Origin of the sequence: Sulfuricella denitrificans skB26, from assembly GCF_000297055.2 — a bacterium.
GTDB classification, from domain to species: Bacteria; Pseudomonadota; Gammaproteobacteria; order Burkholderiales; family Sulfuricellaceae; genus Sulfuricella; species Sulfuricella denitrificans.
In genome coordinates this window covers 833,893-853,799 of the sequence record NC_022357.1, presented here as the reverse complement: position 1 = coordinate 853,799, position 19,907 = coordinate 833,893, and the positions used below count along the sequence as shown (strand labels likewise).

Here is a 19,907-nt window from a genome sequence, read left to right as displayed (position 1 = left end):
AAACTCAATGCCCACAATAAAAGAAGTTCGTGTTCCCGACATCGGCAATTTCGACTCCATCGACTTGATCGAAGTCCTGGTCAAGGAAGGCGACATCGTCAAGGCCGAAGACGCGCTGATTACGCTGGAAAGCGAAAAAGCCACCATGGACATCCCCTCACCCTGGAGCGGCAAGGTCACCGCCGTACGCGCCAAGGTGGGAGAAAAGGTTTCCGAAGGCAGCCTGATCCTGTTGATGGAAGTCACAGAAGAGGGCAAGGCTCCGGCAGCAAAACCGGTCGCCGCCGCACCACAACCGGCAGCTCCGGCAGCAGCCACAGCGCCGGCAGTCATAGCACCGGTCAGAACAGTGGCCCCAGCCGCCCCTGTCGCACCGGTTTCCCCGGCGCCGCTCGCCGACATCAGCGATAACATCAAAGTGCACGGCAGTCCGTCGGTGCGTGCCTTCGCCCGCGAACTGGGCGTCAACCTCGCCCTGGTCAACGGCTCCGGCCCGAAACGCCGGATTCTCAAGGAGGACGTACAGGCCTTCGTCAAAGCCGAGCTATCGCGCCCGCGTGGAAGTGCTGCCGGCGGAACCGGTCTGTCGGTGCTGGAAATGCCGCAAGTCGATTTTGCCAAGTTCGGTGCGATCGAAGTCAGGCCGCTCACCAAGATCAAGAAAGTCTCCGGCGCCAACCTGCACCGTAACTGGGTCACCGCGCCCCACGTCACCCAGCACGAGGAAGCCGACATCACCGAGCTGGAAGCCTTCCGCAAGGCGATGAGCGACGACGCACAGAAACAGGGCGTCCGCCTCACTCTGCCGGCCTTCCTGATCAAGGCCGTGGCAGCGGCTCTGAAAGCCCACCCCCACTTCAACACCTCTCTTTCCGCAGACGGCGAAAGCCTGGTGTTCAAGCAATATGTCCACATCGGCATGGCGGTGGACACGCCGGACGGACTGGTGGTGCCGGTGATCCGCAACGCCGACCAGAAAGGCGTGCTAGATCTGGCGCGCGAGCTGATGACCATCAGCCAGAAAGCGCGCGACAAGAAGCTCACCCCCGGCGAAATGCAGGGTGGCAGCATCAGCATTTCCAGCCTGGGCGGTATCGGCGGCAGCTTCTTCACGCCCATCATCAACCTGCCTGAAGTGGCGGTCCTCGGCATCTCCCGCGCCACCATGAAACCGGTGTGGAACGGCAAGGAATTTGTGCCGCGCCTGATGCTGCCGCTGTCGCTGTCCTACGACCATCGCGTCATCGACGGTGCCCAAGGTGCGCGCTTCATCACCGACCTGAGCCAGATGCTGGCGGACGTGCGTAGATTGCTGCTTTAAGAGTGAGGAGCAAGGAGCGAAGAGTGAGGAGAACCTCCCTCTCGCTTACGCCTCACTAGGATGAAACTTGGGCCAGGAGGTTTTACTCCTCACTTCTTACCCCTCACTCCTCATGGAAGAGAATATGAGCAAAATCATCGAAGTAACCGTGCCGGACATTGGCGACTTCAACAACGTCGAAGTCATCGAAATCCTGGTGAAGCCGGGTGCTAAAATTCAGAAAGACGACTCGCTGATCGCGCTGGAAAGCGAAAAATCGACGATGGAAATCCCCTCGTCCCATGCCGGCGTAGTCAAGTCGCTCAAGCTGAAGGTTGGCGACAAGGTTTCCCAGGGATCGCTGATTCTTACTCTGGAAGCTGAACAGGAGAGCGCGCCAGCCCCGCAGCAAAAAGCACCGGAGCAGCCGGCGACCGAAGCGGCCGTTACTATATCCGCAGCGGAAATCCAGACCGACGTGGTGGTACTGGGTGCCGGCCCGGGCGGCTACACCGCTGCCTTCCGCGCCGCCGACCTGGGCAAGAAGGTGGTCCTGATCGAACGCTATCCGAGTCTCGGCGGCGTCTGCCTCAACGTCGGCTGCATTCCCTCCAAGGCGCTGCTGCATGTCGCCAAGGTCATCTCCGAGGCGGAAGAGGTCAGCCACCACGGTGTCAGCTTCGGCAAGCCGAAAATCGATATCGACCAGATCCGTGCCTGGAAGGAAAGCGTGGTCGCCAAGCTCACCGGCGGGCTGGGCGTATTGGCGAAGCAGCGCAACATCCAGGTCATACACGGCGTCGGCCAGTTCGTCGCACCCCATCACATCCGTGTCGAAACCGCAGAAGGCGAGGTCACGGTGACCTTCGACAGCGCCATCATCGCCGCTGGATCGCAGGCGGTGAAGATTCCGACCTTCCCGATCGATCCGCGCGTGATCGACTCGACTGGCGCACTACAACTGGCTGACGTTCCGAAAAGAATGCTGGTTATCGGCGGCGGCATCATCGGCCTGGAAATGGCCACCGTTTACTATGCGCTGGGCGCAAAAATTACCGTAGTGGAACGTGGTCCGCAGCTCATGCCCGGCGCCGACCCTGACATCGTCAAGCCCCTGCTCAAACGCATCGAGAAACGCTACGAAGCGATTCTGCTCAACACCAGCGTGGCCGCACTGGAGGCGAAGAAAGAGGGCATTCTTGCCACCTTCGGCGGAGACAATGCACCTGAACCGCAGTTGTACGACCGGGTACTGGTTGCGGTAGGTCGCCGCCCCAACGGCAAGCTGATCGGAGCCGAGAACGCCGGTATCCGGATAGATGACCAGGGCTTCATCCCGGTGGACAAGCAGCAACGCACCAACATCCCGCACATCTTCGCCATCGGCGACATCGTCGGCCAGCCGATGCTGGCGCACAAAGCAGTACATGAGGGCAAGGTAGCCGCGGAGGTTATTGCCGGCCACAAGGCGGCATTCGACCCCAGCACCATCCCTTCGGTCGCCTACACCGACCCGGAGGTGGCCTGGATGGGACTGACCGAGACCGAAGCCAAGGCGCAGGGCATCGCCTACGAGAAGGCATCGTTCCCCTGGGCGGCCAGCGGCCGGGCGCTATCCATCGGTCGCGACGAGGGCATCACCAAGCTGATCGTTGAAAAGGATACCCGCCGCATCCTCGGCGCCGGCATCGTCGGCAGCAATGCCGGCGAGCTCATCGCTGAAGCCGTGCTGGCGCTGGAAATGGGTGCGGATGCGCAGGATATCGGGCTGACCATTCATCCCCACCCGACTCTGTCGGAAACCCTGGGCTTCGCGGCGGAAATGGTGGAAGGCACCATCACCGATCTGTACATAAAACGTAAATAGCAACTGCCGGAACACCGCTGCCTGATTGACGGACAGAACGGATAAGGACATTATTCATTCTTATGCCAGACAGCCTCCAAGACATCTTTATCGGCCGCCAGCCTATCCTCGACCGCGACCAGCAAATCGTCGCCTACGAACTGCTGTTCCGCTCCTCTGGACAAAGCACCAGTGCCCACATAACAAATGACCTGCTGGCCACAGCACACGTCATCACCCACGCTTTCAGCGAACTCGGAATCGCCAGCGTGCTCGGGGACAAAAAAGGATTCATCAACGTCAATGCCGATCTGCTGCTGTCCGACATGATCGAGCTGCTACCACAAGATAAAATCGTCATCGAGTTGCTTGAAACCATCCAGGTCGACGAACAAATCATCAACCGCTGCCAAGAACTCAAGGGGATGGGCTTCAGCCTGGCGCTGGACGATTTCGGCGGCGACTCGCAATTCAAACCTCTGTTCGATATCGTTGAGGTGATCAAGATCGACCTGCCGCAGATGGGACAGGAAGGACTGGAAATAAACGTCAAGTATCTCAAGAACTGGCCGGTGAAACTGCTGGCAGAGAAAGTCGAGGATATCGATCAGGCCATACTATGCAAGGGACTCGGTTTCGACCTGTTCCAGGGCTATTACTACGCCCGCCCGGTCACCCTGAGCGGCAAACGCGCCGATTCTTCCAAGTTGATGTTATTGAAGCTGCTCGAGCTGATTCTGGGTGATGCTGAAACGCATGAAATCGAACAGGCTTTCAAACACGACCCCTCGCTCAGCTACAATCTGCTGCGACTGGTGAACTCGGTTGCGGTCGGGGCGCGCTACAAGATCAGCTCGCTCAAGCAGGCGATTGTCGTATTGGGTCGGCAACAGTTGCAGCGCTGGCTGCAACTGTTGCTGTTCGTCAACCAGGGCGGCGACATGCATAGCCCGCTGCTGGAACTGGCTGCCACCCGCGGCAAGCTGATGGAACTGCTGGCCGTGACTCTGTCTGAGCGGGACAAGGATCTCCACGACCGCGCCTTCATGACCGGCATCATGTCGTTACTCGATACCCTGCTTGGCATGCCGTTAGAGGAAGTGGTCAAGCAGGTCAACCTGGCAAGCGACGTCGAAAACGCGCTGCTGAAGCATGAGGGAAAGCTGGGAAATATGCTGCTGCTGGTGGAGAAATTGGAGCAGAACGATTTCAATGCCGCCGAAGGTTTGCTGGCCGACATGCAGCTTAACCTGGGCCACTTGATGCAAGCCCAGATCGAAGCCATGAACTGGGCACACATGCTCAAGGAAACGGCGGAAACCTAGCAATCAGTCAACAGGGATCGCAAGTTGTGGGGTTCTGGATTCAATATGAGAACCGCCAGACCCCCTGTGAAATCACAACCGTCCGGCCACCCAATCCCTTACTGAAGCCAACGCAGCGGGCAATTTTTCCGGATCAGTTCCGCCAGCCTGGGCCATGTCCGGTCGCCCGCCGCCCTTGCCGCCCACCTGCTGGGCAACGAAGTTGACCAGTTCGCCCGCCTTCACTTTTGTAGTCAGATCGGCGGTTACACCAGCGATCAGGGTAACCTTGCCGCCCTCCACCGCCGCCAGCACGATCGCCGCTGATTTGAGCTTATCCTTGAGCTTGTCCAGCGTTTCGCGCAGGGTTTTGGCATCACCGCCTTCGATAGCTGCCGCCAGTACCTTGGCGCCCTTGATATCTGCCGCCTGAGCAACGAGATCGTCACCCTGGCTGGAGGCCAGCTTGGACTTGATCCGTGCCAGTTCTTTCTCCAGCGCCTTCACATGATCGAGAACCTGAACGGCACGGGCTTCCGCTTCCTGCGGCTGGGCCTTGAGGGCCTCCGCCACGCCCGCCAGCAGCATCTGCTGCTGCTGCACCAGAGCCAGCGCGTTGTCACCACAGACTGCCTCGATACGCCGCACGCCGGCTGCCACGCCGCTTTCTGCCACCACCTTGAACAGGCCGATATCGCCGCTGCGGGCCACATGGGTGCCGCCGCACAGCTCGCGGGAACTGCCGATGTCCAGTACCCGCACCTCGTCGCCGTATTTCTCGCCGAACAGCATCATGGCGCCCAGCGTCTGGGCTTCCTCGATGGGCACAAGACGGGTTTGGGTAGCCGAATTAACGAGAATCTCGGCATTGACGATCTGTTCCACCCTGCGAACATCCCCAGCACTCATCGGCGCATTGTGGGCGAAGTCAAAGCGAGTCTTGTCCGGATCCACCTGCGACCCCTTCTGCTGCACATGGGAACCCAGTACTTCGCGCAAGGCCTTGTGCATCAGGTGAGTGGCCGAGTGGTTGCGCATGATGCGAGCACGGGCCTGGGTGTCCACCCTGGCCGTAACGTTGTTGCCAACGCTGATCTTGCCGGTATTCACCACGCCGTGATGGCCGAACACGCTGGCCTGAATTTTCTGGGTATCTTCCACCGTAAAAATGCCATGCACACTTTGCAGCGCACCTCTATCCCCCACTTGGCCGCCGGACTCGGCGTAGAACGGGGTATTGTCCAGCACCACCACGCCCATCTCGCCTTCCACCAGTTCGTTCACCGGGGAACCATCCTTGTACAGGGCCAGCACGTTGCTCTTGGCTTCCAGGGTTTCGTAGCCATTGAAGACCGTGGCCGGGCCATCGTATTCCAGGTTGGCCGCCATCTTGAATTTTCCGGCAGCACGCGCCTGTTCCTTCTGGCGCGCCATAGCGATATCGAAGGCCGCGGCATCGACGGTCACGCCATGCTCGCGGCACACGTCCTGAGTCAGGTCGAGCGGAAAGCCGTAAGTGTCATGCAGCTTGAAGGCGGTTTCGCCGTTGAACACCTGGATGCCGGACTGCGCCATCGCACCGAGTTCCGCCTCCAGAATCGCCATGCCGTGCTCGATGGTGGCAAAGAAACGCTCCTCCTCCAGCCTCAGCACCTCGCTGATGCGGCTTTGATTCTGCTTCAACTCCGGGTAGGCATCCCCCATTTCCGCCACCAGGTCCGGCAGCAGTTTATGGAAAAACGCGGCGCGGGCGCCGAGCTTGTAGCCGTGCCGGATAGCGCGGCGGATGATGCGGCGCAGCACGTAGCCGCGGCCTTCGTTGCCGGGGATGATGCCGTCGGCGATGAGGAAGGAGCAGGCGCGGATGTGGTCGGCCAGCACTTTCAGCGACGGGCTGTCGAGGTCGGCGCAATGGGTTTCCCGCGCGGCGGCCTGGATCAGGGCTTGGAACAGGTCGATCTCGTAGTTGGCATGCACGCCCTGCAGCACGGCGGAGATACGCTCCAGCCCCATGCCGGTATCCACCGATGGCTTGGGCAGGGGGTGCATGACGCCCTGTTCGTCCCGGTTGAACTGCATGAAGACGTTGTTCCAGATTTCGATGTAGCGGTCGCCGTCCTCGTCAGGTGAGCCGGGAGGGCCGCCGAAGATGTGCTCGCCGTGGTCGTAGAAAATCTCGGTGCAGGGACCGCAGGGGCCGGTATCGCCCATCATCCAGAAGTTATCGGAGGCGTAGCGGGCGCCCTTGTTGTCGCCGATGCGGATCACACGCTCGGCCGGCACGCCGATTTCCTTGGTCCAGATGTCGTAGGCTTCGTCGTCTTCGGCATACACCGTCACCCACAGCTTGTCCTTGGATAGCTTGAACACGTCGGTGAGCAGTTCCCATGCGTAGTGGATTGCCTCGCGCTTGAAGTAATCGCCGAAGCTGAAGTTGCCCAGCATCTCGAAAAAGGTATGGTGACGGGCCGTATAGCCGACGTTCTCCAGGTCGTTGTGCTTGCCGCCGGCACGTACGCACTTCTGGGAGCTGGCGGCGCGGGTATAGGGACGCTTGTCGAAGCCGAGGAACACATCCTTGAACTGGTTCATCCCAGCATTAGTGAACAGCAGGGTAGGGTCTTCGTGCGGCACCAGGGAGCTGGACGCCACCACGGCATGTCCCTTGGAAGCAAAATAATCGAGGAATTTCTGACGGATTTCACTGCTTTTCATTCTTGCTTCCCCAAAACACAATATCCTTAAATGTGCGCATGACGCGCCAGCTACGCTAGAACCGTTTCTTTTCCTTGATACGCAGGCCTATCGACTCGCCGCCCATGATGGCCATGCTTTCGACGACCCCCTTGACCGTAACGGTTTCGTTCACTGCCGGCAGACTCTCGCCAGCCACAACCGTTACCTCGCCACTGCCATCATCCAGCACGTACAGCTTAAGGTCGACCAGCGGAACTTTGACAATGTCTTTGACCTTGCCTTTGACTCTGACCTCCTTGCCTTCAAACTGCGCGGGAGAGGTCATAATTTCCTTCACCGGAGTGAATCCAAACGGCAAATAGTCGCAGCCGGACAATCCCAGCAGGCCCGCCAAGGCCACACCCAACAGCATTTTTTTCATTGCATATCCTCTTCAATTTCCAAAGGCACAGATTTCACCTGTCGCTGCCATTCAGCAGCTTGCCGATCACATCCAGGCCGAATCCCCTGCTTTGCAAAAAACGCATCTGTTTCGCACGTTCTTTAGCATCCTCGGGCAGCTTGCCGAACTTTTTCGCCCAGATGGTGCGGGCGGTTTCCAGATCGTTTTCCTTCAGTTGCGGCAGGGCCTGCGCTATCAGTTCATCAGCGACCCCTTTTTCCCGCAGTTCGTGGGCAATATACCGGCTACCGTAGCGGCCGCTACGGGCATGGACCACTTGCTCGACAAAGCGCTGCTCGGATAGCCAGTCGCGTGCCTTGAAATCAGCCAGCAGATCTTCGAGAGAGTCCGATTCCTCGGCATAAGGCAGCAGCTTGCGATACAGCTCGTCGCGGGTATATTCACGCCGCGCGAGGTAGTTCAACGCCCGCTGACGCAGGCTGAGATCAGGCATCCACCGTATCGGGATCAACCGTCGCCGGCAGGCCACTCACACCGACCGCAGCGCGCACCTTGGCTTCGATCTCGGCGGCGATGTCCTTGTGCTCCTTCAGGTACTCGCGCGAGTTGTCCTTGCCCTGGCCGATTTTCTCGCCCTTGTAGCTATACCAGGCGCCGGATTTCTCGACCAGCTTGTGCACCACGCCCAGCTCGATGATCTCGCCTTCGCGCGAGATACCCTCGCCGTAGAGAATGTCGAACTCGGCCTGCTTGAAGGGGGGCGCCACCTTATTCTTGACCACCTTGACGCGGGTTTCCGAGCCAATCACCTCATCGCCTTTCTTGATCGCGCCGGTACGGCGGATGTCCAGGCGCACCGAAGCGTAGAACTTGAGCGCATTGCCACCGGTCGTGGTTTCGGGATTGCCGAACATGACGCCGATTTTCATCCGGATCTGGTTGATGAAGATCACCAGGGTATTGGTGCGCTTGATGTTGCCGGTCAGCTTGCGCAGCGCCTGCGACATCAGCCGGGCCTGCAGGCCCATGTGGGAGTCGCCCATTTCGCCTTCAATCTCGGCCTTGGGGGTCAGCGCAGCTACCGAGTCGATCACCACGATATCCACCGAGCCTGAACGCACCAGCATGTCGGCGATTTCCAGTGCCTGTTCCCCCGTGTCGGGCTGGGAAATCAGCAGATCGGAAACATTCACGCCGAGCTTCTGCGCGTATTGCGGATCGAGCGCGTGCTCCGCGTCGATGAAAGCGGCGGTACCGCCGAGTTTCTGCATTTCCGCGATCACTTGCAGGGTCAGCGTAGTCTTGCCGGAGGATTCCGGCCCGTAGATCTCCACCACCCGCCCGCGCGGCAAGCCGCCGACGCCCAAGGCGATATCCAGCCCCAGCGAACCGGTCGACACGACCTGGATATCCTTGACCACTTCGCCGTCGCCCAGGCGCATGATGGAGCCCTTGCCGAACTGCTTTTCGATCTGGGATAGTGCAGCAGCCAGCGCCTTGTTCTTGTTTTCGTCCATGGTATTTCCCTTAAAATCAATCGCTCAATTATGTCACAAGTCGGGTTTGTTGGGGTTCGCCAGCTCACCCCAACAAACATTCTTTCACTCCAGGCGCTCCAGCAATCCCTGCAATGCTCTTTCTACTGCCTGTTGTCGCACCTCGCGGCGGTCACCGGAAAAATATCGTTGTTCGCTGGTAACGCCACCGTTCGCCAAACCCCAGGCAAAACACACCGTGCCCACTGGCTTTTCCGGGGTGCCGCCGCCTGGACCCGCGATACCGCTGATCGCCAGTGCCGCCTGGCCACGGCTGTTTTTTAGCGCGCCGGACACCATCTCCCGCACCGTCGACTCGCTAACCGCGCCATGCTCAGCCAGCGTTGTTGCAGAGACACCCAGCATTTCCTGCTTCGCATCGTTAGTGTAAGTAACAAACCCCCGGTCGAACCAGTGCGAGCTGCCCGGCACCGCCGTCACGGCCTGCCCGACCCATCCACCGGTGCAGGATTCCGCCGTCACCAGCATCATGGCGTGCCGCTTCAATGCATTGCCCACGTCCTCAGCCAGTCGATATAGCTTATCGTCCATCAAATTACCCCCCATCGGACCAGGAGCAGCAAACCGGCGACCGCGTATATTGCCGCCAGCAAGTCATCGAACATCACGCCGAAACCGCCATGGATGCGCTGATCTGCGTATCGTATCGGGAACGGCTTCCAGATATCGAACAGGCGGAACAGGCCAAAGGCTAATGCGTACCCCAGCAGTGTCGGAGGAGAAAAATGTAGCACCAACAGAAAGGCGACGATTTCGTCCCAGACAATGCCGCCATGATCCGACACGCCCAGCGACTTTCCGGCGACTTCACAAAACCAGATTCCCGCCGCGTACAGCACGGCAACCAAGGAGAAATAAATCACCGGATCCAGGCCGCGCAGCAAAAAAAATAAGGGAAATGCGACCAGCGTCCCAACCGTACCGGGCGCGTAGGGGCTCAATCCGGCACCAAAACCGAATGCGAAGAAATGGGCCGGATGGCCGATTACAAAACGCAAGGTCGGTGTGTTATTTGTCATGGCAGAATAAGGTTTCAGTGCAGGCTAACATTTTGCGCCAGCACAATGTTATGCCAAAGCTAAAACCGAACGCGAAGAAATGAGCCGGATGGCTGAACACGAATTTAGGAGAAATGGTCAAACCCGGTCGCCTTGATGGTCATGGCCTGACCGGCCCGGAGGACGCTCAAGCCTGCTGTGTTCTTAATAATCCCGATGCAAGCCAGCGGCAAACCGATTTGCTGCGCGATGGAAAGAATTTCCGCATGCTTTTCCGGCGGTGCGGTAAAACACAATTCGTAATCGTCGCCCCCGGCCAGTACGCAGTTTTGAACCACTTCCTGCTCGATATAACGGCTTGCCACTTCGGACAGCGGCAAAGCTTCGAAATGGATTTTCGCCCCCACTCCGGAGCTTTCCAGGATATGTCCCAAATCAGCCAGCAAGCCATCTGATATATCGATAGCGGCACTGGCCACGCCGCGCAGTGCCAGACCCAGTTCGACCCGCGGCAGTGGCACGCGTAGCCTGGGCAGGCAGGATGCGGATTCTAGCGGCATCAGCTCGACCCGGCGCTGCAGGTTGGCCAGCGCCAGCGCAGCGTCACCCAGCACACCGGACACCCAGATTTCATCGCCCCCGTGCGCGCCATCCCGGCGCAACGCCAGACCTGGCGGCACTTCACCGATGATTTGCACACAGATGGTCAACGGTCCACGCGTGGTATCACCACCCACCAACTCTACGCCAAATTTTTGCGCCAAACTGAAAAAACCCACCGGCAAACCCGCGCAGCCAGACTTCGTCAGCCCCCGGCAGGGAAAGCGCCAGCGTCGCCCAGCGCGGTGTCGCCCCCATCGCCGCCATGTCAGACAGATTCACCGCCAGAGATTTGTAACCAACCGATCCAGGCCCATCCTGAGGGGCGAAATGCTGCCCTTCCACCAGCATGTCGGTGGACACAGCCAGCTGCATGCCGGAAGTAGGCGCCAACAGCGCCGCATCATCCCCCACTCCGAGTACGGCACCGGGTGTTTCGCGGGTAAAAAAACGGCGGATCAGGTCGAATTCGGAAGGCATTTCTATTTTGTGAGGAGTAAGGGGTGAAGCGTGAGGGGGGAAAACCATCGCCGTTGCTCGATTGCGGTACTAGCTGTATTCATTTACATCCCTTCCCTCGCCTTACGACTCACCGTCCGCCCTTGACCTCCACCGCCCGCACCTGCGCGGCGAGTTTATCCAGCACGCCGTTGACGAACTTGTGGCCATCCGTGCCGCCGTAGGTCTTGGCCAGTTCGACTGCCTCGTTGATCACGACGCGGTAGGGAATTTCCGGGTGATGCTTCATTTCGTAGGCAGCCAGAAGCAGGATGGCATGTTCCACCGGGCTCAGATCTCCGGCAGGACGATCGAGGTAGGGCGTGATCAGCACATCCAGCTCCTGCGCCTGAGCAATCACCCCGCGCACCAAGACTGTAAGGTGCTCTTCATCAATATTCGGGTATTCCTTTTCCTCACGCAGCTGGCTCAGGATGGTATTGGCATCACCACCCGTCAGTTTCCACTGGTACAGGCCCTGCACTCCAAATTCCCGCGCCTTGCGCCGGCTTTTTTTCGGTGCCTTGCTGGCTCTTTTTTCGCTGCTCATAGTTGCTTCAGCAGGTTGGCCATCTCGATTGCGGCCAGGGCCGCTTCCGATCCTTTTTCGGACATCCTGGCCAGCGCCTGGTCGTCGTCCTCGGTGGTGAGGATGGCGTTGGCGATCGGCATGCCGCTATCCAGCGCAACGCGGGTCACGCCGTTGCCGGACTCGTTGGCGACCAGTTCGAAATGGTAAGTTTCGCCTCGAATTACCGCGCCGAGCGCGATCAGCGCGTCGAACTTGCCGCTCTTGGCCATTTTTTGCAGCACCAACGGAATCTCCAATGCGCCCGGCACGCTCGCCAGCGTGATGTCGCCATCAGCCACGCCATGTTTCCGCAGGGTGCAGGCGCAGGCGGACAGCAACCCCTCGCACACGTCGATGTTGAAGCGGCTCATCACGATGCCGATATGCAACCCTACACCCGACAAATTTTTCTCTATTTCTACGTAGTTGTCACACTTTTCCATGTTCATTCCTCTAGGTTTATTTCTTCGGCGCGACGTAGCCTGTCACTTCCAGATCGAAGCCGGTCATGCTCGGCATCTTGCGCGGCGTAGCCAGCAGGCGCATCTTGGTGACGTTCAGGTCGCGCAAAATTTGCGCGCCGATGCCGTAATTGCGCAAATCAACCTTGGCGGGTGCCTTCGGCTGGGTGCGCTGAATCCGCTCGAGCAGATCCGCGGAAGTTTCCGGGCGGCGCAGCAGAACAATCACGCCGCTGCCCGCCTCAGCGACGGCCTTCATTGCCTCATGCACACTGAAGGTGTGTTCGAGGCTGGTCACATCGAGAAAATCCAGCGTCGACAACGGCTCGTGCACCCGCACCAGCACCTCCTCGCCGGCCTTGATCTCACCCTTCACCAAGGCAAGGTGCGCCTCGTTGGCGGTCTTGTCCAGATAGGCGATCAATTTGAATTCGCCGTAGCAGGTTGCAACGGCGCGCTCGGAAACCCGCTCCACCAAGCTCTCGGTCTGGCTGCGGTAGTGGATCAGGTCCGCGATGGTACCGATCTTGAGATCGTGATGTTTGGCGTATTCGAGCAAGTCCGGCAAACGCGCCATCTCGCCGTCTTCCTTGAGGATTTCGCAAATCACTGCCGCTGGCTCCAGTCCTGCCAGCTGGGCCAGGTCGCAACCTGCCTCGGTATGGCCAGCGCGCACCAGTACGCCGCCCTTCTGCGCCTTGAGCGGAAAGATATGGCCAGGCTGAACGATATCGGACGCTTTGGCGTCCTTCTTCACTGCCGCGAGGATAGTCTTGGCTCGGTCGGCCGCAGAGATACCGGTGGTCACCCCTTCCGCCGCCTCGATCGAAACGGTGAAGTTGGTACCCAGCGCCAGCTGGTTTGCCGACACCATCAACGGCAGATTGAGCAGACGACAGCGCTCCTCGGTCAGCGTCAGGCAGACTAATCCACGGCCATGCTTGGCCATGAAGTTGATCGCTTCGGGCGTGACGAATTCCGCCGCCAGCACCAGGTCTCCCTCGTTCTCGCGGTCCTCTTCATCCACCAGGACGACCATTTTTCCGGCCTTGAAGTCGGCGATGATTTCCTGGGTTGAACTGATTGTCATGAATTTTTCCTTAGTTATTCGGGTGCAGCAGGCGATCTACGTAACGCGCCAGCATGTCCACTTCCAGATTGACCCTGGTGCCGGGTTTTAGATACTTTAGCGTGGTTACTTCCACGGTATGCGGAATGAGGTTAATGGTGAACTCGACATCACTCACTTCGTTAACGGTCAGACTGACGCCATTGATGGTGATAGAACCCTTCGTCGCGATAAAGCGCGCAAGTTCCCTGGGGGCTCGAATTCGCAGCAAATGGCTCTCCCCCACCGGCTCGAATTTCACCACCTCGCCGACGCCATCCACGTGACCGCTGACGAGGTGTCCGCCAAGCCGGTCGGACAGGCGCATCGCCTTTTCCAGGTTAACCTCGCCGGGCTCGCCCAGGCCCACGGTGCAATTCAGGCTTTCCTGCGATACGTCTACGGTGTAGGCGCTGCCGGCCAGAGAAACCACGGTGAGGCACACGCCGTTGGCGGCGATGCTGTCGCCGACGGCAACATCGCTGAAATCCAGCCGGTCGGATGCGATGGTCAGGCGCACACCTTGGTCGCGCTGTTCGACCTGCTTGATCTGACCCACCGCTTCGATAATCCCGGTAAACATTGTCACTTAATCCTTAATTTATTATTCCACTGGCAGAGCACGGATGCGCACATCCCTGCCCACCATTCCCACGTCGGCAATGCGCAGTTCACGCCTCTCTCCCATCTCAACCAATTCAGGCAGGTCGAACATGCCACGAGCCCGGTCGCCCAACAACAGCGGCGCGAAATAAATCACGAATTCGTCCACCAGGCCCAGCCGCACCAGCGCACCGTTCAGACCGCGCCCGGCTTCCACCGTAATTTCATTGATGCCGCGCTTGCCCAGTTCATCCAGCATCCTCGCCAGATCAACCCGGCCATCCAGCGGCGGCAGCACCAGCACTTCGGCACCGGCTTTGCGCAAGTTTTCGGCCTTGCCGTGGTCGCCGCTCGCTGTCACCACCAATATTTCTTCCTCCAGCAGCATTTTCGCCGAGGGAGGCATCTTCAAAGTACTGTCCACCACCACTCTGAGCGGCTGACGCGGTGTTTCCACCTCGCGCACATTGAGCATCGGGTCGTCCGCCAGCACCGTGCCGATGCCGGTCAGAACCGCACAGGAACGGGCGCGCAACCGGTGCGCATCACGTCGTGCATCCGCGCCGGTGATCCACTGGCTGACCCCATTGTTGAGCGCGGTCTTGCCATCCAGACTGGCGGCGATTTTCAGCCGCAGCCATGGCCGGCCGCTGGTCATACGGGAAACAAAACCAATATTGAGGTCGTGCGCCTCCTTCTCCAGCAGGCCAATGTCAGTCTGGATACCCGCCTGTTGCAGTTGAGTAATCCCTTCTCCCTCCACCTGTGGATTCGGATCGACCATCGCCACCACTACGCGGCCCACACCAGCCTGAATCAGGGCTCCGGCACACGGCGGCGTGCGGCCATGGTGGCTGCATGGTTCGAGTGTGACATAGACCGTTGCACCCTGCGCCAGATCACCTGCCTGCATAAGCGCATTGATCTCGGCATGGGGCTCACCGGCACGCGCATGCCAGCCAGAACCGACCACCTTGCCGTCGCGTACGATCACACAGCCGACACGCGGATTCGGCGTGGTGGTGTATAAACCCTTCTCGGCCAGACGCAGCGCCTGAGCCATGTACTCATAATCAATAGATGAAAACATGGGACGCTTACTTATCCAGATCCCGGATGACGTCGCGGAAATCATCCACATCCTGGAAGCTGCGATAGACCGAGGCGAAGCGGATATAGGCTACCTTGTCGAGTTTGTACAACTCGTGCATCACCATTTCGCCCATCTGACGGGATGGCACCTCACGGTCACCCAGACCCAACACCTTTTGCGCGATGCGCTCGATGGCCTGATCCACGAATTCGGTCGGCACCGGGCGCTTGTGCAGCGCGCGCATGAAGCTGGTGCGCACCTTGGCGCGGTCAAATTCCTCGCGGGTACCATTCTGCTTGACCACCTGCGGCATGCGCAGCTCGGCCGTTTCGTAAGTGGTGAAACGCTTGTCGCAAGACGGGCAGCGACGACGACGACGTATGCTGTCCCCTTCCTCGTTGACGCGAGAATCTATCACTTGGGTGTCGATGGCACCACAAAAAGGGCATTTCATTTTTTAGTGAGGAGTGAAGTGTGAGGAGTCAGGAGCAAAACCGCCCCATGGCAAACTCCACACTCCTCACTCCTTACTCCTCACTTTCCGTAAACGGGGAACTTCGCGCACATCGCCTTGGCCTCATTCGCCACGCGGCTGATGACAACCTCGTCGGTGGGTGCGTCGAGAACGTCGGCGATCAGGTTGGCGAGGTGCTCCGCTTCGATTTCCTTGAAACCACGCGTGGTCATCGCCGGCGTGCCGATGCGGATGCCGCTGGTGACGAAGGGTTTCTGCGGGTCGTTCGGGATGGCATTTTTGTTCACAGTGATGTGAGCGAGGCCCAGCGCCGCTTCGGCTTCTTTGCCGGTCAGGTTCTTGGCGCGCAGGTCAACCAGGAACACATGCGATTCGGTGCGCCCGGAAACGATGCGCAAACCACGCTCCTGCAGCACCTTGGCCATCACGATAGCGTTTTCGATCACCTGCTCCTGGTAGTGCTTGAATTCTTTCGTCGCCGCTTCCTTGAACGCGACCGCCTTGGCGGCAATCACGTGCATCAGCGGGCCGCCCTGGATACTGGGAAAAATCGCCGAGTTCAGCGCCTTCTCGTGCTGCAAGGAGGACAGGATGATGCCGCCGCGCGGGCCACGCAGGGTCTTGTGGGTAGTGCTGGTCACAAAATCTGCGATCCCGACCGGGTTGGGGTACAGGCCCGCAGCGACCAGACCGGCGTAATGCGCCATATCGACAAACAGATAGGCACCAACCATGTCGGCGATCTTGCGGAAGCGTTTCCAGTCGATGATCAGAGAATAAGCTGAAGCACCGGCTACGATCATTTTCGGCTTGTGCTCCAGAGCCAGGCGCTCCACTTCGTCGTAATCAATCGCTTCGGTTTTGGGGTCCAGGCCGTAGGTGATTGCATTGAAGAGTTTGCCGGAAAGATTCACCGAAGCACCGTGGGTGAGGTGACCGCCATGAGCCAGCGACATGCCCAAAATAGTGTCGCCAGGCTTCAGCACCGCCATGTATACCGCCTGGTTGGCCTGGGAACCGGAGTGCGGCTGGACGTTGGCATATTCCGCGCCGAACAGGGCCTTGACCCGGTCGATCGCCAGCTGTTCGGCCACATCCACGTACTCGCAGCCACCGTAATAGCGCTTGCCGGGATAGCCTTCGGCGTATTTATTGGTCAGTTGCGAGCCCTGCGCTTCCATCACCGCCGGGCTGGTATAGTTTTCCGAGGCGATCAGCTCAATGTGGTCTTCCTGACGACGGTTTTCATCCTGCATTGCCTTCCACAACTCGGGATCGAACTTGGCGATGGTCTGTTCTGCGCTAAACATAACGGGCTCTTTCCAAAAAGCAAAACGGCGATTTTACCACGATCAGAACAATCCTGAGTAAAACCCCGCGGACTCAGTCCCCCGCCACCGTCATCCGCTCGATTAGCACCGAACCGCACTGCTTCGAGCCCTGAACCAGGATGTCGCTGCCGACCGCCGTAATCTGTTTGAACATGTCCTTGAGATTGCCGGCAATGGTGATTTCCTCCACCGGGTACTGGATTTCACCGTTCTCCACCCAGTAACCAGCGGCGCCGCGAGAATAATCACCGGTCACCGGGTTGATGCCATGGCCGAGCAGCTCCGTCACGACCAGGCCCTTACCCATCATTTTCAATAAGCCTTCAAAATCCTGTCCGCTGCTCTCGATAATCAGGTTGTGGTTGCCGCCTGCATTACCGGTGGAAGTCATGCCCAACTTGCGCGCCGAGTAGCTGCCGAGAAAATATCCTTGCAGCACGCCATCCTTGATCAGGTCGCGCTCGCGAGTGGCGACGCCTTCATTGTCGAAGGGGCTGCTCGCCAGCCCTTTGAGAATATGCGGCAGCTCGCGAATCTGGACGAACGGCGCAAAAACTTGCTGACCCAGACTATCCAGCAGGAAAGAGGATTTTCGGTACAGGCTACCGCCGCTGACAGCGCCGACCAGGTGACCGATCAAACCGGAAGCAATCGGCGCTTCGAACAGCACCGGACATTCGGTGGTCTTGATCTTGCGCGCAGCGAGGCGGCGCACGGTGCGCTCGCCGGCTTTCCTGCCTACGACTGCGGCGGTTTCCAGGTCAGTCGCATCGCGCCGCGAGCTGTACCAGTAATCCCGTTGCATTCCTCCATCATCTTCGGCGATCACCGCGCAACTGATGTCATGGCGCGAGGAAGGGTAACCGGCGAGGAAACCCAGACTGTTTCCGTACATGAACAGCGACTCCTGAGTGGAGACCGAGGCGCCCTCGGAATTATCAATGCGCTTGTCCACCGCGAACGCAGCAGCCTCACAGGTTTTTGCCTGCTCGATCGCCTGTTCCACCGACAAATCCCACGGGTGATAAAGACTGAGATCGGGGATCTCCCTGGCCAGCAGGTTTTCATCGGCAAGGCCGGCGAATTCGTCGCTGGCGGTGTATCGGGCGATGCTCACCGCCGCAGCGACGGTATCCTTGATCGCCTGGGGCGACAGGTCGGAAGTGCTGGCATGGCCACGCTTATCACCGAAGTAAACCGTTACCCCCAAGCCCTTGTCGCGGTTATATTCAATAGTTTCAACCTCGCCGCGACGCACCGAGACGTTCTGGCCGAAGCCTTGGGAGACTTCCGCCTCGCAGGCCGTAGCGCCGGCCAGCTTCGACTGACTCAAAATGTCGCGGGTGATCTGGCTCAGGGTTTCAATAGAATGGGAAAAACGGGAATCTGGCACGTGCACCTCAAAAATTTCAGCAACGGCAAGACCCGGAAACAATCACAAGCCGGCTCTATCTTGCTGAATACCTCATTAAAAAGGTTATCATAGCAACTTTGATTCCATTTGCGAAACCATGGCTGATTTAGAACTCGACGCACCTGACGACCTGCCGGAACCCCCGAGCAAAACCAAACGCAAGCAAGAAATGCATGCATTGCAGGATATCGGCGAGGAACTGGTAAGTCTGAACAAGGACCGGCTGGCACAGTTGAATCTACCCGATAACCTGCTGGACGCTATTATCGAAGCCAAACGCCTGACCCGCCACGAACCGCGCCGCCGCCAGATGCAATACCTCGGCAAATTGATGCGCACGGTGGATGCGGAGCCGATCCAGGCCCAGTTGGACGAGTGGAACAATGTCACGCGCGTCCAGGCAGCCAAATTTCACCTGCTGGAGCGCTGGCGTGAGCGCCTGCTAACTGAAGAGCACGCCTTGAGCGAGCTGGTGGTGGAATATGCGCGGGCCGACATCCAGCAGATTCGCACCCTGATCCGCAATGCACAGAAAGAGGCTGCGACCGGCAAGCCGCCCAAGAGCAGTCGCGCCCTGTTCAAGTTGCTGCGCGAAATGATCCTCGAAGAAAAAGGCACCGAACCGGAGCAAGATGAATAACAAACCGCCAGCGCTGATCGGTCTGGTCACTATCAGCGACCGCGCTTCACAAGGCGTTTACGCAGACCAGGGCATCCCGGCGCTCAACGACTGGCTAGCCAACGCGCTGGCCACGCCGTGGCGTGCCATTACCCGCATGATCCCGGACGAACAGGCGCAAATCGAAGCTGCGCTGCGTCAACTGGCGGATGAAGAAGGCTGCTGCCTGATACTCACCACCGGCGGCACCGGTCCGGCGCCGCGCGACGTCACACCTGAGGCGACGCTGGCTGTAGCGGACAAGGTGCTGCCCGGCTTCGGCGAGCATATGCGCGCCGTCAGCCTGAAGTACGTACCCACCGCCATCCTCTCCCGCCAGGTTGGCGTTATCCGCAAGCAATGCCTGATCATCAACCTGCCCGGACAACCCAAGGCGATCAAGGAAACCCTCGATGGCGTGTTTGCCGCCGTGCCTTACTGCATCGACCTGATCGGCGGGCCCTACCTGGAAACCCGGGAAGAAGTGATCAAGGCCTTCCGCCCCAAGTCCGCCATCCGGACCAAAGCACCGTAGAGGTAATCGAGGCTGACAAACCATCATGAGCAAACACCATCTGATCTGGAACGAAAGCCTCCACCGTGTCGGCATCACGGCCATTGACAACCAGCACCGCGAGATCATCGAGCGGGTCAACCTGATCGCCGACACGGTCGACCAAGGCAGCCGGTACGATATAGTGCAGGAAATGATGGATGACCTGGTCCTTTTCGCCTACGAGCATTTCGCCCTTGAGGAAAGGCTCATGACGGAATATGGCTTCCCTGGCATGGAAGAGCACATCGCGGAACATCTCGGCCTGCTTCAGAAAATGGACAATCTCAGAAACGCTCTGCGCACCCCCAACCCGGCCAAGGCAGCACTGGTCCTGGCCTTCCTCACCGATTGGGCGGAACTGCACATCCTGCAGTCTGACAGAGAAATCGGCGAGTTCCTTGCGGACAAGGGAATACGTTAGCAAGCATTGTTAAA

General features: G+C 59.0%; 22 protein-coding genes. 6 read left to right on the top strand and 16 right to left on the bottom strand.

Translation table 11 applies throughout. The features are described from left to right. The first annotated feature begins 7 nt into the window (after nt 1-7). From aceF to SCD_RS04230, 3 genes are all read left to right on the top strand, one after another. Nucleotides 8-1,321 carry a dihydrolipoyllysine-residue acetyltransferase gene (aceF, locus tag SCD_RS04240; RefSeq protein WP_009206358.1) on the top strand — a complete coding sequence of 438 codons (1,314 nt, stop codon included), beginning with the start codon at nt 8-10 and terminating at the stop codon, nt 1,319-1,321. A 124-nt stretch (nt 1,322-1,445) separates the two neighbouring features. Beyond that, the gene (gene lpdA / locus SCD_RS04235) at nt 1,446-3,167 is read left to right on the top strand and encodes a dihydrolipoyl dehydrogenase (RefSeq protein ID WP_041673316.1); all 1,722 of its coding nucleotides are present in this window, start codon (nt 1,446-1,448) and stop codon (nt 3,165-3,167) included. Nucleotides 3,168-3,229: 62 nt separating this feature from the next. After that, nucleotides 3,230-4,471, top strand: coding sequence for an EAL and HDOD domain-containing protein (locus SCD_RS04230; protein ID WP_009206360.1), 1,242 nt, complete (start codon nt 3,230-3,232; stop codon nt 4,469-4,471). Between the two features lie 72 nt (nt 4,472-4,543). On the opposite strand, the gene alaS is transcribed toward SCD_RS04230, so the two are convergent. The 16 genes from alaS to pmbA all read right to left on the bottom strand — a co-directional run bounded on the left by alaS (nt 4,544) and on the right by pmbA (nt 18,237). Beyond that, nucleotides 4,544-7,165, bottom strand: a complete 2,622-nt coding sequence (alaS, locus tag SCD_RS04225) for an alanine--tRNA ligase (protein ID WP_009206361.1) — start codon at nt 7,163-7,165, stop codon at nt 4,544-4,546. Nucleotides 7,166-7,220: 55 nt separating this feature from the next. Then, a complete protein-coding gene (locus SCD_RS04220) occupies nt 7,221-7,568 on the bottom strand; it encodes a hypothetical protein (protein ID WP_009206362.1) in 348 nt (115 codons plus the stop codon). A gap of 34 nt (nt 7,569-7,602) precedes the next feature. Then, nucleotides 7,603-8,043 carry a recombination regulator RecX gene (gene recX, locus SCD_RS04215; protein WP_009206363.1) on the bottom strand — a complete coding sequence of 147 codons (441 nt, stop codon included), beginning with the start codon at nt 8,041-8,043 and terminating at the stop codon, nt 7,603-7,605. Further along, the gene (gene recA, locus SCD_RS04210; RefSeq protein ID WP_009206364.1) at nt 8,036-9,067 is read right to left on the bottom strand and encodes a recombinase RecA; all 1,032 of its coding nucleotides are present in this window, start codon (nt 9,065-9,067) and stop codon (nt 8,036-8,038) included. The genes recX and recA overlap by 8 nt, the downstream gene beginning before the upstream one ends. 84 nt (nt 9,068-9,151) lie before the next feature. Then, entirely contained in the window at nt 9,152-9,637 is a 486-nt protein-coding gene (gene pncC / locus SCD_RS04205; RefSeq protein WP_009206365.1) for a nicotinamide-nucleotide amidase, read from the bottom strand. Next, a complete protein-coding gene (locus SCD_RS04200; RefSeq protein WP_021035778.1) occupies nt 9,637-10,125 on the bottom strand; it encodes a phosphatidylglycerophosphatase A family protein in 489 nt (162 codons plus the stop codon). The genes pncC and SCD_RS04200 overlap by 1 nt, the downstream gene beginning before the upstream one ends. A 104-nt stretch (nt 10,126-10,229) precedes the next feature. After that, nucleotides 10,230-10,868, bottom strand: a complete 639-nt coding sequence (gene thiL / locus SCD_RS04195) for a thiamine-phosphate kinase (protein WP_332370309.1) — start codon at nt 10,866-10,868, stop codon at nt 10,230-10,232. Beyond that, entirely contained in the window at nt 10,831-11,184 is a 354-nt protein-coding gene (locus tag SCD_RS17050) for an AIR synthase related protein (protein WP_009206368.1), read from the bottom strand. The genes thiL and SCD_RS17050 overlap by 38 nt, the downstream gene beginning before the upstream one ends. 109 nt (nt 11,185-11,293) lie before the next feature. Further along, nucleotides 11,294-11,752, bottom strand: coding sequence for a transcription antitermination factor NusB (nusB, locus tag SCD_RS04190; RefSeq protein ID WP_009206369.1), 459 nt, complete (start codon nt 11,750-11,752; stop codon nt 11,294-11,296). Next, nucleotides 11,749-12,216 carry a 6,7-dimethyl-8-ribityllumazine synthase gene (gene ribH / locus SCD_RS04185; protein WP_041673315.1) on the bottom strand — a complete coding sequence of 156 codons (468 nt, stop codon included), beginning with the start codon at nt 12,214-12,216 and terminating at the stop codon, nt 11,749-11,751. The genes nusB and ribH overlap by 4 nt, the downstream gene beginning before the upstream one ends. Before the next feature lie 16 nt (nt 12,217-12,232). Beyond that, complete coding sequence (gene ribBA / locus SCD_RS04180) at nt 12,233-13,324, bottom strand: bifunctional 3,4-dihydroxy-2-butanone-4-phosphate synthase/GTP cyclohydrolase II (protein ID WP_009206371.1); 1,092 nt, start codon at nt 13,322-13,324, stop codon at nt 12,233-12,235. A gap of 10 nt (nt 13,325-13,334) precedes the next feature. Further along, the gene (locus tag SCD_RS04175; RefSeq protein ID WP_009206372.1) at nt 13,335-13,925 is read right to left on the bottom strand and encodes a riboflavin synthase; all 591 of its coding nucleotides are present in this window, start codon (nt 13,923-13,925) and stop codon (nt 13,335-13,337) included. 21 nt (nt 13,926-13,946) lie between these two features. Beyond that, nucleotides 13,947-15,035 carry a bifunctional diaminohydroxyphosphoribosylaminopyrimidine deaminase/5-amino-6-(5-phosphoribosylamino)uracil reductase RibD gene (gene ribD, locus SCD_RS04170; protein ID WP_009206373.1) on the bottom strand — a complete coding sequence of 363 codons (1,089 nt, stop codon included), beginning with the start codon at nt 15,033-15,035 and terminating at the stop codon, nt 13,947-13,949. Nucleotides 15,036-15,042: 7 nt separating this feature from the next. Further along, nucleotides 15,043-15,492: a transcriptional regulator NrdR gene (gene nrdR, locus SCD_RS04165; RefSeq protein WP_009206374.1), complete on the bottom strand. Its 450-nt coding sequence runs from the start codon at nt 15,490-15,492 to the stop codon at nt 15,043-15,045. Nucleotides 15,493-15,572: 80 nt separating this feature from the next. Beyond that, nucleotides 15,573-16,823 (bottom strand): serine hydroxymethyltransferase, encoded by a 1,251-nt coding sequence (glyA, locus tag SCD_RS04160; protein WP_009206375.1) that lies wholly within the window; start codon nt 16,821-16,823, stop codon nt 15,573-15,575. Nucleotides 16,824-16,896: 73 nt separating this feature from the next. Continuing rightward, nucleotides 16,897-18,237 (bottom strand): metalloprotease PmbA, encoded by a 1,341-nt coding sequence (gene pmbA / locus SCD_RS04155; protein WP_070099582.1) that lies wholly within the window; start codon nt 18,235-18,237, stop codon nt 16,897-16,899. A 118-nt stretch (nt 18,238-18,355) separates the two neighbouring features. Between pmbA and yjgA the strand changes: the two genes are divergently transcribed. The 3 genes from yjgA to SCD_RS04140 are packed head-to-tail and all read left to right on the top strand — an operon-like array spanning nt 18,356 to nt 19,893. Then, nucleotides 18,356-18,898, top strand: coding sequence for a ribosome biogenesis factor YjgA (yjgA, locus tag SCD_RS04150; RefSeq protein WP_009206377.1), 543 nt, complete (start codon nt 18,356-18,358; stop codon nt 18,896-18,898). Then, nucleotides 18,891-19,451 carry a molybdopterin adenylyltransferase gene (gene mog, locus SCD_RS04145; protein ID WP_009206378.1) on the top strand — a complete coding sequence of 187 codons (561 nt, stop codon included), beginning with the start codon at nt 18,891-18,893 and terminating at the stop codon, nt 19,449-19,451. Before yjgA ends, mog begins: the two co-directional genes overlap by 8 nt. Before the next feature lie 25 nt (nt 19,452-19,476). Continuing rightward, nucleotides 19,477-19,893 (top strand): bacteriohemerythrin, encoded by a 417-nt coding sequence (locus SCD_RS04140; RefSeq protein ID WP_009206379.1) that lies wholly within the window; start codon nt 19,477-19,479, stop codon nt 19,891-19,893. The last annotated feature ends 14 nt before the right edge of the window (nt 19,894-19,907 follow it).

Bases quoted from the DNA above. Each gene is read 5' to 3' on its own strand.
- SCD_RS04175 (WP_009206372.1), bottom strand. From the start codon at position 13,925: ATGTTTACCGGGATTATCGAAGCGGTGGGTCAGATCAAGCAGGTCGAA.
- ribBA (WP_009206371.1), bottom strand. From the start codon at position 13,324: ATGACAATCAGTTCAACCCAGGAAATCATCGCCGACTTCAAGGCCGGA.
- aceF (WP_009206358.1), top strand. From the start codon at position 8: ATGCCCACAATAAAAGAAGTTCGTGTTCCCGACATCGGCAATTTCGAC.
- pncC (WP_009206365.1), bottom strand. From the start codon at position 9,637: ATGGACGATAAGCTATATCGACTGGCTGAGGACGTGGGCAATGCATTG.
- SCD_RS04220 (WP_009206362.1), bottom strand. From the start codon at position 7,568: ATGAAAAAAATGCTGTTGGGTGTGGCCTTGGCGGGCCTGCTGGGATTG.
- SCD_RS04230 (WP_009206360.1), top strand. From the start codon at position 3,230: ATGCCAGACAGCCTCCAAGACATCTTTATCGGCCGCCAGCCTATCCTC.
- lpdA (WP_041673316.1), top strand. From the start codon at position 1,446: ATGAGCAAAATCATCGAAGTAACCGTGCCGGACATTGGCGACTTCAAC.
- SCD_RS04200 (WP_021035778.1), bottom strand. From the start codon at position 10,125: ATGACAAATAACACACCGACCTTGCGTTTTGTAATCGGCCATCCGGCC.
- ribD (WP_009206373.1), bottom strand. From the start codon at position 15,035: ATGTTTTCATCTATTGATTATGAGTACATGGCTCAGGCGCTGCGTCTG.
- alaS (WP_009206361.1), bottom strand. From the start codon at position 7,165: ATGAAAAGCAGTGAAATCCGTCAGAAATTCCTCGATTATTTTGCTTCC.
- SCD_RS04140 (WP_009206379.1), top strand. From the start codon at position 19,477: ATGAGCAAACACCATCTGATCTGGAACGAAAGCCTCCACCGTGTCGGC.
- nusB (WP_009206369.1), bottom strand. From the start codon at position 11,752: ATGAGCAGCGAAAAAAGAGCCAGCAAGGCACCGAAAAAAAGCCGGCGC.
- glyA (WP_009206375.1), bottom strand. From the start codon at position 16,823: ATGTTTAGCGCAGAACAGACCATCGCCAAGTTCGATCCCGAGTTGTGG.
- recA (WP_009206364.1), bottom strand. From the start codon at position 9,067: ATGGACGAAAACAAGAACAAGGCGCTGGCTGCTGCACTATCCCAGATC.
- mog (WP_009206378.1), top strand. From the start codon at position 18,891: ATGAATAACAAACCGCCAGCGCTGATCGGTCTGGTCACTATCAGCGAC.
- nrdR (WP_009206374.1), bottom strand. From the start codon at position 15,492: ATGAAATGCCCTTTTTGTGGTGCCATCGACACCCAAGTGATAGATTCT.
- yjgA (WP_009206377.1), top strand. From the start codon at position 18,356: ATGGCTGATTTAGAACTCGACGCACCTGACGACCTGCCGGAACCCCCG.
- ribH (WP_041673315.1), bottom strand. From the start codon at position 12,216: ATGGAAAAGTGTGACAACTACGTAGAAATAGAGAAAAATTTGTCGGGT.
- recX (WP_009206363.1), bottom strand. From the start codon at position 8,043: ATGCCTGATCTCAGCCTGCGTCAGCGGGCGTTGAACTACCTCGCGCGG.
- SCD_RS17050 (WP_009206368.1), bottom strand. From the start codon at position 11,184: ATGCCTTCCGAATTCGACCTGATCCGCCGTTTTTTTACCCGCGAAACA.